General features: G+C 47.4%; 8 protein-coding genes. 4 read left to right on the forward strand and 4 right to left on the reverse strand.

From position 1 onward, the window contains the following. Positions 1-109: 109 nt before the first annotated feature. Positions 110-3,337, reverse strand: coding sequence for a glycosyl hydrolase (locus KTG12_RS02100; RefSeq protein WP_138273078.1), 3,228 nt, complete (start codon positions 3,335-3,337; stop codon positions 110-112). A gap of 242 nt (positions 3,338-3,579) precedes the next feature. Between KTG12_RS02100 and KTG12_RS02105 the strand changes: the two genes are divergently transcribed. The 3 genes from KTG12_RS02105 (at position 3,580) to KTG12_RS02115 (ending at position 7,578) form a co-directional block, all read left to right on the forward strand. Then, entirely contained in the window at positions 3,580-5,109 is a 1,530-nt protein-coding gene (locus tag KTG12_RS02105; protein ID WP_005633212.1) for a glycoside hydrolase family 10 protein, read from the forward strand. Between the two features lie 12 nt (positions 5,110-5,121). Further along, positions 5,122-5,973, forward strand: a complete 852-nt coding sequence (locus tag KTG12_RS02110) for an AraC family transcriptional regulator (protein ID WP_138273077.1) — start codon at positions 5,122-5,124, stop codon at positions 5,971-5,973. Between the two features lie 477 nt (positions 5,974-6,450). Continuing rightward, a complete protein-coding gene (locus KTG12_RS02115) occupies positions 6,451-7,578 on the forward strand; it encodes a clostripain-related cysteine peptidase (protein WP_138273076.1) in 1,128 nt (375 codons plus the stop codon). 8 nt (positions 7,579-7,586) lie between these two features. Here KTG12_RS02115 and KTG12_RS02120 read toward each other — a convergent pair whose 3' ends face one another. Beyond that, positions 7,587-9,956, reverse strand: a complete 2,370-nt coding sequence (locus KTG12_RS02120) for a lamin tail domain-containing protein (RefSeq protein WP_122115623.1) — start codon at positions 9,954-9,956, stop codon at positions 7,587-7,589. 132 nt (positions 9,957-10,088) lie between these two features. Between KTG12_RS02120 and KTG12_RS02125 the strand changes: the two genes are divergently transcribed. After that, positions 10,089-11,099, forward strand: a complete 1,011-nt coding sequence (locus KTG12_RS02125) for an aspartate-semialdehyde dehydrogenase (RefSeq protein WP_005644794.1) — start codon at positions 10,089-10,091, stop codon at positions 11,097-11,099. Positions 11,100-11,217: 118 nt separating this feature from the next. Here KTG12_RS02125 and rfbD read toward each other — a convergent pair whose 3' ends face one another. Then, entirely contained in the window at positions 11,218-12,108 is an 891-nt protein-coding gene (rfbD, locus tag KTG12_RS02130) for a dTDP-4-dehydrorhamnose reductase (RefSeq protein WP_122115622.1), read from the reverse strand. Beyond that, positions 12,108-13,328, reverse strand: coding sequence for a DcaP family trimeric outer membrane transporter (locus KTG12_RS02135; protein WP_022321885.1), 1,221 nt, complete (start codon positions 13,326-13,328; stop codon positions 12,108-12,110). The genes rfbD and KTG12_RS02135 overlap by 1 nt, the downstream gene beginning before the upstream one ends. Positions 13,329-13,356 lie beyond the last annotated feature (28 nt).

The raw sequence follows: 13,356 nt of genomic DNA on the forward strand, positions 1-13,356 counted from the left end.
AGACACGGATTACACATCTGTGTAATCCGTACCCAATATAAACAACGCAAAGGTAAAAAAGGATTGCCGTTTTGCCAAGTAAACGACTGACATTCACATTCGGAAACAATCAATTTACACATTCTATACAAACGGGGCCGACCAAGCCGGATTTCTGCAACATATCGGTTGGTTTCCAGCTATTGCAGGGTGTCCAGGTTTTCCGTTCGGATTCCGGCAAACCGCTGTCGCCGATCAAACGGTTCATCCAAGTGGTAACGACCTCTATCTCGACTTTATTCTTTCCTTTACGAACCAAATCCGTGACATTTACCCGGTAGGGAGCCGTCCAGACACCACCGGCATACTGACCGTTGATCTTCACTTTTGCCATCACACCGACATCGTTCAGATTCAGATACAATTCGCCCTCAGGCTTCTTTTTCAACTTAAATTCCGTTTCGTACCAAATCGTACCGGAATAATAGCGGATATCGGGGTTCTCGTTCTTACTGATATCTTCCAGGCGGGCAAAGGTCTGGCTTGCGGGGCCTCTTCTCTTTTCCTCAAAGGACACTTTCCAGGGAGCATCCAGGCGGACGAGCGTCTGCAGAACCGGATAGTTTAGTTGTAACCCTGTCCCCTCTGCTTTTGTGGCCGGCCGACGGAACACGACGAAAGCACTCTCATAAGGATACAACTTCAATGGAACGACTGTCCCCGCAGCTGTCTCCTCATAGGCCGGAAGCGTACGAATACGGCCTGTTGTCGCATCCCACAATTCCGGTTGCCTTGAACGGATACGAAATTCCGGACGGATCTCAATCATCTCGTCTTTCTGGTTGGAGATAAAATAGATATCGGCATCTCCGGCAGAACGATGTCCATAGAGAACCGGAGCATCTGCCGGCAATCCGCAATCCGGCACACAACCGATATACTTCAAGGCCTCCTCCATTGTCATACCGAACAGCAATTCGCCCTTTCCTCTTTTGACAGCCTTCACACTTCGCCCGTCCAGACCTGACCATAATTCGCCGGCCAACTTTTCAACCTGCCTGTCAGCCGTCGGGAATGATTCTCCACTCGGCGAACGTTTCGGAGCCGGACCTAAGACAACTGCGCCGTCTTCGATCAGTTTCTTGATCTTGGCAAGCAGTTCGGGACGCATGGTTTCAAGCTTCGGAAGTACCAGTATCCGGTATTGAGTGCCGTGAGGCAACGTCAGTAAACCGTCCTTGACAAAGAGGTCGCGCTCGATCACCTCGGCATTGATATAATCGAACTGGTAGCCTTTCGGCAGTTCAGGGTCTACGATACCGGTCATCTTGGGAGCATCTTCGCCGATGAAATAAGCGACATCGGCAATATTCAAGCCTTGTTGCAACATATAGTTGACTCGTTTCAGATAGGATGTAAACAAATCCATCTGTGGATACCAAGTGTTCAGCCGGTTGAATTCGCTGCTGAACCAGGCGTTCATCCCCGGCTCCCGTTCTTCCGAAGGCTGCGAGATATAGACATGCAACAACGTATTATTGATTCCTTCCGTAAAGAAACGGTCGCCACGCTGTTTCATCATGGCAGGATAACAGCTGAAAGGCGTCCCTCCGCTGGTGAACGATTCGGCCGAAATCTTCTGCTTTCCATAGATATGTCCACAGGAAGAGGCGGCACGGTTCTCGATATTCCCCAAATCGCCAAAACTCCAGAACTCTCCTCCTATCTCGTCCGATTGTCCGCCATATTGCAGGAACTCACCGGGGAACCCCCAGTGCCCGTAGTTTTCCAACCAGGTCGTCAAGCCATATTTATGGCACACCTCCCGTAAGCCGCCGACATAATCGTATGCGACCTTATCTGCGATCAGACGGCGCAAATCCCAAAGGAAACGGTCGGAACGATCCTCGCTCCCGACCACATATCCTTCATAAGCGGGAAGAAACGGTAACGGGTCATAGCCGTAACGCGCCTGGAATTCCGACAAGAAATCGTCGGTAAAGTTTTGTCCGCCCGTTTCGTAACTATCTTGTACGACTACTTTCCAACAAGCACGGTCTTCAGCCGGAATACGACGGTAGATTTCACCCATGAAAGCCTCGAAATGCGCTTCTACATGCTTGCGGCTCATCTTATCTATCTCCAGTCCGGTTGCTTCGGGATCAGCCGGGCTGTTCGTCACGCCCGTCGGGAGCATACCGGTACGCAGGATCGTCCATTCTCCCGCCGGAGCTTTCCAGACAAGGCGGTCTCCTTGCAAGAAAGCAGAAATATCCAATACTTTCCCCGGATCGATAACCAGAGAGGGATCACCCACTTCCGGTTGTACCGGCCACTGGTATTCATGCCAATAAGGAAGCGGAGTCTGAAACATCTTGGCTAATGTCTTTTCGGGATAACGTTCCACAGCAGGAAGGGACAAGAATTCCACCTCTCCCAATCCCATACCAGATGCCGTGTTAGCCAGTTCCAACCGGAACTCGCTTGCCGTCGTCTCCGGGACAGAGATAACAACCGGAGCATACGGATCGAAGCCGACATTCAAATTCGCATTGAAACGGTCGATCTTAAATTCGGACAGCATCCGATAGCCTCCGTTCTCTTTTACTAATAAACGGGCATTGGTTTGAATCGGCTGACGGGCAGGGAAGATTTGCAAACTGCGTAAAGTAAACGGTTGGTCCGTCCTGAAATCAATCGCCACCGGCTTTTCGCTTTTTTCCGTAAAAAGCACGGCAGTCTCCTTATCTCCGTCAATCAGGCTGTTCAGGTTTTGCAAAGACATAGCAGATGTCACTTTTGCATTTGCCGCCGACAACCGGGTCGCTTTCTTTTCGACAGAGGGAAAAGCGATCACCCTCACATCCTGAAAGTCTTTATCGGGTTTCGCCAAAACCACTTCTACCTGTTTTCCTCCACTGACTTCCGCCTTTACCGATGCCAGATAACGCATCGCCTGCTCCGGTTTCACCCACGGACCGCCCGACTGGCTCCATCCGGGTGAATTAAAGATACCGATCTCTATCCCTAACTCCGTCGCTGTTTTAAGGGCTGCATGCAATATCTTCCACCATTCTTCACTATAAAACGGAACGGTCTTATAGGGCGTATGAATCCCTTCCAAGCCGATATTCCCGATAAAAGCCCGGTTGATCCCAGCTTCTTTCATCGAATACAGGTCCTTCTTCACTCCTTCTTCCGAGATATTCCCGGAGATCCAATACCAATAAACGGAAGTTTGTACCTTTTCAGCCGGATTCATAAAACCGGCCTCAAGTGCATTTTTATCTTGCCCATTTCCCGTAAAAGGGACCAACAACGAAAGGCAAAGCAATGTTTTAAACAGAGGTTTTCTCATGATCTGTTCTTTTTAAGATTCCGACGGTAAAAGTAGCAAGATTATCTTTCACCTCTGGTTTCTATATTGATTTATATCTTTTCAAAAATGCTTTTTCAAACAAGTTTTTATCCAGCATTATTTCCAAAACCATTGTTTATAACATAAAAAACGATAGAGACTTTTAAACTTTTGCTATCTTTGTGTCGGCTTGTACAAAGTATATAAGACAACAAACAAAAGAATCTCAAATCACAGACTTCATGATGGCAAAACACCTCCGTCTGTTACTGATCTTGTTGCTTGGAGCAGTAACATCCTGTAAGACGACACAACAAATACCGCAGCAACCGACTGGAAAAGAAGCGAAACGAGAATTTCGCGGAGCTTGGATACAGACAGCTTTCCAGGGAGAATATAAGGATATGACACCCGCACAAATGCGGAAAGACTTTATCCGCAAGCTCAACTATCTGCAAAAATGCGGGATCAACGCTATCATCTTCCAGGTACGCCCGGAAGCCGACGCCTTCTATAAATCCGACATCGAACCCTGGAGCCGTTTCTATACCGGCAGGCAGGGACTCGCCCCGGCCGGAGACTTCGATGTGACGGCCTTCCTGATCGAAGAATGCCACAAACGGAATATGGAATTCCACGCCTGGCTGAACCCTTATCGGGCAAGCACAGCCGGGAATACCCGTTTTGCCGATTCACATATATATAATAAGCATCCGGAATGGTTCGTGACCTACAACAAGCAAATCCTGTTTGACCCGGGACTACCGGAAAGCCGGCAGTTCATCTGCCGAGTGGTACGGGATATCGTGAGCCGTTACGATATAGACGCGATCCATATGGATGACTATTTCTACCCCTATCCGGTAGCGGGCATGCCTTTCCCGGACGACAAAAGTTTTCAAAAATACGGATTGAACAAAGGATATAAAGTATCACAACGTGCAGAATGGCGAAGAGAAAATGTAAACAAGCTGATTCGTGAGATCAAGCGTACCATCCTATTATCCAAACCGTGGGTAAGATTCGGCATCAGTCCGTTCGGCATCTACCGCAACAAAAAAAGCACACCCGACGGTTCAGGCAGCAACACCAACGGATTGCAAAACTACGACGACCTGTATGCCGATGTGGCACGCTGGGTAAAAGAGGGTTGGATAGACTATAACATTCCACAGATATATTGGGAGATCGGACATCCGGCTGCCGACTATATCACGCTGATCCAATGGTGGAACAAAAACGCGACGCGGGAAGGCACGCATCTGTATATCGGCCAAAACGTAGCACGTACCATGAAAGCAGACCAGCTCACCCGCAAAATGCTTTACGAACGTTCACTCTCGAAAGTAAAAGGCAATTGCTTTTGGCCTGCAAACGAAATACTCTGGAATAACAAAGGGGTGGCCGACAGCCTGAAACAGAACTACCACCGTTATCCGGCATTGATCCCGGCCTACACCCATCTGCACAACCGGGCTCCGCAAGAGGTCAAGAAACTGAAAGCCGAATGGACTGCCCAGGGCTATATGTTGCACTGGCAGGCGGAACAGAGCAAGACCAATCCCGAATTGGCAAGCTATTTCGTCATTTACCGCTTCGAAAACAAGGAATCGGTCAATCTGGACGATCCTTCTAAGATCGTAGCGGTCACACGCGAGACGAACTATCTGCTACCCTACGACGACGGAAAGCGCAAATACCGTTATGTAGTCACAGCCGTAGATCGTTTCCATAATGAAAATCAAGGTAAAAGCAAAAAGGTAAAACTTTAAATTCAGCCACGGATGTCAGATTTTATCTGTCAGAAATATACAGACTGTTCTTCTTGCTCCCACTATCAGAAACAGATATTCAAATACCGTTCTTTCCCGAAAGGAATGATGATCCCGAAAGAACGGTGTTCACAAAATACGATCTATTTTCTGATATCCGGCTCCGTTCGGGTAACCAGCGACGAGCATCCGGATACGGTATTTCACGACGGGCAGTTCATCATGCAGCCGATCGGTTCACGTGTAGAGTTCCACATCCTGGAATCCACGGAATGCATCCTTTACCTGTTCGAGACTCCGCAAAACATTTGTACCGACCGTTTCAACAAAGGACTGGAACTGGCGAAAGAGTCTCCCATGCTCCCTGTCGTCATGGATATGTGTTTCCCTTTGCGCCTTTTTATCAACGGGCTCAAAATGTACCTCAACAACGAACTCCTGTGTGTGGAATTCCTGAAAGCCAAGCAGACGGAGTTGTATTTCCTGCTCAACTGCTATTATACATTGAAAGAGATCGCCTATTTTTATGCACCTATATATAGGTATAGCCAAACATTCCGCTACTTTGTCATGCAAAATTACCTGAAAGCGAAAGATGTCGAGTCTTTTGCTCAATTAGGAGGATACAGCACTACCACCTTCCGGCGTTTATTCAAAGATACGTTCGGAGAGCCTGCTTACCAATGGATGACCAAAAAGAAATGCCTGGATATACAAAACGACCTGATAACCACGAATGCAAGCATATCCGAGATCTGCTATAAGTACGGTTTCGAATCCTTGTCTAACTTTTCCCATTTCTGCCGGGCCAACTTCGGCAAATCTCCACGCGCCATCCGCAACGAAAGAGACGAAAACGTGTAGAAATCAATCTATTTCATATATTCCAACCTTTTGATTAAAAAAGCAATTCATCCGGAATCTCCCACCCTCGCGGAACAACTAATCCGAAACATACCCTAAACTAACTCGGAAGTCATAGTAAACTAAATCAAGACATACAGTATATTATTTATATGTAGTACTACTTATCGCAAATAGGTAGCACTACATATCGTCTATAGGTAGTACTACATATAGGCAATAGATAGTGACTACCAACAGATACTTTACTATATGTTATGAATTAGTTCTTGGGGTGTTTTGATTTAGTTGATGGTATGAAACGGATTAATTTACCGGGTCATCCCAGGCCGATTTCTCAGAGTGCCGCATATCGGAACCGACACCTATTTAAATATGTAAAATCTATATATTTATAAACAGAATCGATACTGAATACACATTCGGACAGATTTATTGCATATCTTTGTAGAATAAACTATTTAGTATTGGGGGTATATGAAATTTAAACTTATCACTCTGTTTATCATCCTTTGCCTAGGATTCACAAGCTGCTCCGAGAACGAGACTCCGGAACCCCGGACAACCCGCACCATATTAGTCTATATGATGGCCAATAACAGCCTCAACAGCTTCGCCTCGAAAAACATAGAAAGCATGATAGAAGGGGCGACCAGCAAAAATCTCAACGGAGGAAACCTGATCGTTTATTATGCTCCCGCCGGTTCGCCCCCGGAACTTCTCCGGATAAAAGAAGAAAACGGTGTTGTCAAGAAAATCCATCTGAAGGACTATGAAAAGCAGAATTCGGCTGATCCGGACGTGATGCGGAGCGTGATCGGCGAAGTGGTTTCACAATATCCGGCAGACAGTTACGGGTTGGTGTTATGGAGCCATGGGACAGCCTGGCTTCCTTCCGACTACCAGAATAAGCTGAAAGCGTTCGGACAGGACGGCAACAACTGGATGGAGATCGACGATCTGGCAAAGGGACTGCCAGATGATCTATTTGATTTTATCCTGTTCGATGCCTGCTACATGGCAAGCGTCGAATGCACTTATGAGCTTAGAAACAAAGCTGAATATATCTTAGCTTCTCCCACCGAAACAATGGCGGACGGATGGCCTTATGAAGAGATGATGCCGCAACTGTTCGCTACTGACCTGCAACTGGAAAAGGTTGGTGAAACATTCTACAACCATTACCTGAACAATACCTATCCGTATGCGACCGTATCGCTCACGAAAACAAGCGAACTGGATAATCTGAAAAGCGTAACACATGATATCTTGGCAGATAAGACCGAAAGCGATATTTACAGTCTCGATCCAAAGAAAATGCAAAGACTGGAATATTTATACCGTAGCCCAGGAATGCTTTATGACTTCAATGATTATATCAAGCAGTTGGCGACAGCCGAACAATACGATCGTTTCATCAGTTGCCTGGATAAAGCAGTCGTCTACAAGGCCCATACGCCCAAATCCTACTACGCCGCCATAGGAAATGCGTTGCCGATCAAAAGCTATTGCGGCCTGACCATTTTCGTTCCGCAAGAATCTCTACCCAAAATGCTCGAATGGTATAAACAAAGAGTCGGCTGGTATAAGGCAGTTTATGAATAAATCCTCTATCACCGGATCAGGAAAGCCTTTTTAAAGCGTTTCACCGTACCTTCGGGGTGGTATATTTCAGCATAAAAGATATAGACACCTGTTTGCAACGGACTTCCGTTGTTGGCTACGCCACTCCATGTAATCTTACCGGAGATGCCTAACAACTCATGATTGGATATATCAGCTACACGCAGACCGGAGGTATTGAAAACGAAAGCGCGACAGCTATATCCCGGACGGTCGAGCAGGTAGGACACCGTGTAACTACCGGACTCTTCTATCCACACAGGAGGTTCTATACCCGTGGCACCGCCCGATGAAGCGTCTTTGTATTGGGAGTTCTGATAGCCAGGTGTGCCATAGCCAACTGTTTCGGAAGCGGAGGTCCAGTTTGCCGCGTCTTGTGTAGCGGCATCCGGATCGATACGCTCAAGGGCAACTCCTTTTTTATTTTTGACTGAATGAGCATGCCATTTAGACGAATAGGCGACTTCATCTATTATTATTTCATCCGCTGTACGAAACAATACCAAGGTAGAAGATGTATTGGCAAGAATAGGAAGCTTGGCCAATCCGCAAAGAGCAGACGGATCGGCTATATCATAAAAAGAAGTCACACCTTCCAAGTTCTTGGTCAAGAGGAGGTAACTTTTTGCCTCCAGATTATGCAGGACGGAAGTCAATGGATAGCGAGTGCTAAGTGTTCCGTCCGATTTACGGATGGCGACAGAAAGGGCGGACAAAGACAAGGAATGCTCCGAACGATTATACAATTCGATATATTCGCTGCCTCCGACATATGGGTCAGGGAGCAACTCGTTAATGATGATTTCTCCGGGTTGGATCAGTTCTGTGACTCCCGGAATGTTGGGATCATCCGGATTATCCGGGACATCGGGTCGGTCTGGATCTACCGGCGGATCTTCCTCCTTATCGGGAGAAGAATTAACGGCACCGGGAGTTCCACCACGTGGATCAGTAGAAAGATGCCAGCCTGAAGTGCCTCGTTCCCACGACACTCCGGAGGTAGCCGCTTCATACGCCACTTCTTCTATCTTGCCCCCGGCAGCATCCCACAATTGCAATACAGCTCCTTTGTCATTCAAAGCCGGAAACTTCTCGATAGGAATCAGCAACGTTTGGACAGGGAAGGAGAACGCATCCTCCTGGTCCAGTAAAACTGCATATCCGCCAGCAGGCAAATCCATCTCTGGCAGGGCTTTCGTCTTCTTCCCCGTCACATTCTTGTACACCCATCCGTCCAACGAGACGGTAGCAGCAGTCGTATTATGTAATTCGATATATTCCACCATTCTTCCATCTCCCGGCTTTGCCATGACTTCATTGATAACGACCGAACCTGCTGGATAGCTCTCCGGTTCATCCGGATCAGGCTTCGGTTCCGGCTTATCCGTCCCAGGTTCTTCTTCCCCTCTCAACACGACTTCGACAGCTTCATCCGGCATCGCCTTTCCCGACAAAGAGCGAAGACCGGCATAAGAGATCGTGTATGAATGGTCCAACTGCATCTCTTGATCGAAAAAAGTGCTTACGAATTGCTTCGTCCCTGCATCTACATACCTTTTGAGGTAAGCGTCTCCAATATCCGAAATACTGAAGACAGCCTTATCAATATCAACCGGCTTATCAAAAGCGAACAGCAAGTTGGAGGCCGATAGTGGCTCGATCTCAAGCAACTTTGGCGGACTTTCTGATTCTCCCGGTTCTTCTTCAGGCTTGTCCGGCTCGATCGGTGTCTCCGTCACCCGATTAAGCACACACACATTATCTATGCTGAAAAGAGAACTTCGTGTCTTCGTGTAATAAAACGTAAACACCAAGTTGCCTCTCTCAACCGGCTCTTCGATCGTGTACATGGCTGAACCTTCAAGGCGGTATCCCTCCATATCGTCTGTCTTGTAATACAAACTCCACCGGAGATTGTCTTCAAGCGTCACTTTCACATGTAACAACAATGGCGACTCTTCAAAATCGGTCTGTGGCAGAATCAAATTCCCGTTTCCGTTACGCTTCAGTCCTAGTTCCTTGTTGCCGGTATTCCCGAGACGTACATAATAATAACGTTCTTGATTTTCCTGATACAAATAGATGCATAATTTGTTCTCGTCGCTCGGTTGGTTTTGCATATAAACATCGAACTCCCATTGCATATCGGGCGAATAGGCGATTTCTTTGCCTATGGAAGCAGTACCTGACTCTGTCGGTTCGATATTCAACTGAAGCCTGCCATCGGCATTGACTGCAAACTGCCCTCTGTCTTTGCCGATCCAGTCGGCCCCCAACATCGGGCCGTCAAACGTCTCATTCACCTGTGAATTCACACAAAAAGGAAGTAATATGAAGAGATAAAGAATAAATTGTTTCATAGCATTCTAGTTTTGTTTATAATTTGCATATCTTTGCACCCCAAAACGTTGTAATGAAGGAAATGCAAAGCTTTCTGTAAACGTTGTAAAGTTATACTATTTTTTTTATAAACAAATTAATTAGTGCTCAAAATGAAAGTAGCAATTGTTGGAGTGAGTGGAGCGGTAGGACAGGAATTCCTGCGCGTACTCGACGAGAGAAACTTCCCAATGGATGAGCTTGTGCTTTTTGGCTCATCTCGCAGTGCCGGACGTGTTTATACTTTCCGTGGTAAACAAATTACCGTCAAGGAGCTTAAGCATAACGACGACTTCAAGGGAATCGATGTTGCTTTTGTTTCGGCCGGTGGCGGTACTTCTATCGAATTCGCAGAAACCATTACGAAATATGGTACTGTGATGATCGACAATTCCAGCGCATTCCGCATGGACAACGATGTACCTTTGGTAGTTCCCGAAGTGAACCCGGAAGATGCACTGAATCGTCCGCGCGGTATCATTGCCAATCCGAACTGTACCACCATCCAGATGGTCGTTGCATTGAAGGCAATCGAAGGCCTGTCGCACATCAAGCGTGTACACGTATCGACCTACCAGGCTGCCAGCGGTGCAGGCGCAACAGCAATGGCCGAACTGGTAAAACAATATGAACAACTGCTGAAAGGCGAAGAACCGACTGTGGAAAAGTTCGCTTATCAACTGGCTTACAATGTCATCCCTCACGTAGACGTATTTACGGATAACGGCTACACGAAGGAAGAGATGAAGATGTATAACGAAACACGCAAGATCATGCACTCTGACATCGAGGTGAGCGCAACTTGTGTACGTGTTCCGGTTATGCGTGCCCACAGCGAAGCGACTTGGGTAGAGACAGAACGACCGGTCAGCGTAGAAGAAGCTCGTAAGGCGTTCGCCGAAGCCGAAGGTGTCGTTCTGCAGGACGAACCAGCGAAGAAAGACTATCCGATGCCGTTGTTCATCGCTGGAAAAGACCCAGTTTATGTGGGCCGTATCCGTAAGGATATCACGAACCCGAACGGCTTGACATTCTGGACGGTGAGCGACCAGATCAAAAAAGGGGCAGCCCTGAATGCTGTACAGATTGCAGAATATCTGTTAAAAGTAAAGAATATCGGATAAACAGTATACGATATTTGGATATAAAGAGAAGGAGATGTCAAAACTCCTTTATCAGGATCTTTTAGGCACGGATTTACACGGATAAATTTATTTTCTTTCCGTGTAATCCGTGCCTAAATTATATCTTCATTTCTTTCAGTCCTTCTTCCAGCGTATGCGGGCGATAGCCCAATTCGCGTTTTGCTTTTTCGATGGACAGTCCGCTATTGCGTGGACGTGGCGTTGCCTCCTTCATCTCTTCCGTTGTGACCGGACAGATCAGTGAACGATCCAGTCCGAAATAATCGGCTACACGGTATGCCATTTCTGCGATAGAAAGATATTCCGCGCCACAGATATGATAAATACCGGAATCATCGGTATGCACAAGCCGTTCCACTCCATCGGCAATATCCTCTACCCAAGTCGGTGTGCGATATTGATCGGCGACGACACGGATCTCTTGCCCTGCTTCCAAGCGGTTCTTGACTAATTGAAGGACATTGCCATGCTGTCCCGGCAACGCTTTCCCATAGACGACAACCACACGGACAATAGCATAGTTGCGACAAATACTCGCTACCGCCTGTTCTCCCTGATACTTGGTCACGCCATAGTAATTGAGCGGAGCGGGCAGATCTTCTTCCGTATAAAGACGGTCACTTCTCCCGTCAAACACAAAGTCTGTCGACAAATGGATCAATCGGCTCCCCTGATGCTCGCAACAATACGCCAAGTTCTCTACCGCCGACACGTTAATGGCATACGCCTCCTCACGGTGCTGCTCGCAATAATCCGGGACGGAAAGAGCCGAACAATTGACAACGACATCAGGACAGATATGGTCGAACAAAGCCTCCACCGCCGGATAGTCGTTGATGTCCAACCGAACGAAAGTATGGGTCCCTTCCGGACGGATATCCGGATGAAGGGAACAGCCGAATACTTCGCAGGCTCCGTTCTCCGAAAGGTTATCCAGGATTCTTCTCCCGACAAACCCATTAGCACCTATAACCAATATCTTTTTCATCAAAACATATAGATCAGAACACCCAACACACGGTGGTTCGTCACCGAATGCGTGTTTTCTATTTTACCATTTTCTGCATTCATATCTCCATACCAGGCAAGAGAAGGACTGTATTCCACTCCCAGCTTCCAGTGGGGCAGATTATAAGAGAGTTGGAGGTTAGTAGTAAACACCTGATCCACCTCCAATCCGACACCATAGGTCGGCCCGGCAATCGTCTTTCCCGTTCCTAAGTTCTTCAGATAGCCGACAAAGATTCCCGGTTTCCATTTCTTGCCATAGACTATATTCAGCCAAGTCATGGAATGACGGTAAGGCGTATACTCCTGTTCACCTGTACGCGGATCGACAGAGGTAACCGCATAACCACCCAACATACAGGCTTGCGTCAGATTGGAAGCCAGCAACGTCTTACCTGCAATCACCCAATCCTGAGTCATATATTTGGCATGTGCCTCAAAAGACAACGAAGTGACCCGCTCGTTCACTTTATACACCCGGTCGTCCACCGTCGTTTGCTGTCGGGGTTTCAAGGACAGCACTTCCATGCCGACGCCGGCAATCAAACCATCAACCTTATAATCAGCCGAGACGTAGACTTCCGGGATGCAGCTGTTCTTGATATATTCCTCGCTTTTTCCGTTCGGGCCGGCAGACAAATACTGCAACTGCCACAACACGGCTCCTGTCAGCTGCAACCCTTTGCCCGACGTGTACCGGTAACGGATCTGAGGGCTACGGTTAAACGGTTGGAAAGGCGCACCGGTCGAAAGGTTCAACATTTGCGGAGATACATCGCCGAACAACGGATGCCAGGTTTGTCCTACCAGTACCGCCGATTTTCCCCAATCTAAGTTGACATAAGCATGGCGAATACGCAAGACCGCCCAGTTGCTTCCGGAGCCGCGAAAATCCGCCTCTAACTTGGCTGTTGTCACGGCTTTCCCGATATTCGGTCCCGTCACGTCTACTCCCAAACGGGAATAGAGCAGATAGAAACTCCCGTTTGCCGTGGCATTCAGGTCATTACCATCGGCATCCAAATTCTTGTCTTTAGGATAAAGGTGGAATAGCCCATCCACAATTTCAGCATTGGCACGTGAATTATAAAACAGGTCGCCACGCACCTGTCCATAAAATTTATAAGAAAAATTCTTTTTCTGAGCATGACCGGCCGTAACCATGTATAAGGCCGCGAAGAGTAGCAAATATCTTTTCATTTCTGTCTTTTCAAATTGATTGCAAAGG

This window comes from Parabacteroides sp. MSK.9.14, from assembly GCF_019041495.1.
Classification (GTDB): domain Bacteria; phylum Bacteroidota; class Bacteroidia; order Bacteroidales; family Tannerellaceae; genus Parabacteroides; species Parabacteroides merdae.

Bases quoted from the DNA above. Each gene is read 5' to 3' on its own strand.
- KTG12_RS02100 (WP_138273078.1), bottom strand. From the start codon at position 3,337: ATGAGAAAACCTCTGTTTAAAACATTGCTTTGCCTTTCGTTGTTGGTC.
- KTG12_RS02115 (WP_138273076.1), top strand. From the start codon at position 6,451: ATGAAATTTAAACTTATCACTCTGTTTATCATCCTTTGCCTAGGATTC.
- KTG12_RS02110 (WP_138273077.1), top strand. From the start codon at position 5,122: ATGTCAGATTTTATCTGTCAGAAATATACAGACTGTTCTTCTTGCTCC.
- KTG12_RS02105 (WP_005633212.1), top strand. From the start codon at position 3,580: ATGATGGCAAAACACCTCCGTCTGTTACTGATCTTGTTGCTTGGAGCA.
- KTG12_RS02135 (WP_022321885.1), bottom strand. From the start codon at position 13,328: ATGAAAAGATATTTGCTACTCTTCGCGGCCTTATACATGGTTACGGCC.
- KTG12_RS02120 (WP_122115623.1), bottom strand. From the start codon at position 9,956: ATGAAACAATTTATTCTTTATCTCTTCATATTACTTCCTTTTTGTGTG.
- KTG12_RS02125 (WP_005644794.1), top strand. From the start codon at position 10,089: ATGAAAGTAGCAATTGTTGGAGTGAGTGGAGCGGTAGGACAGGAATTC.
- rfbD (WP_122115622.1), bottom strand. From the start codon at position 12,108: ATGAAAAAGATATTGGTTATAGGTGCTAATGGGTTTGTCGGGAGAAGA.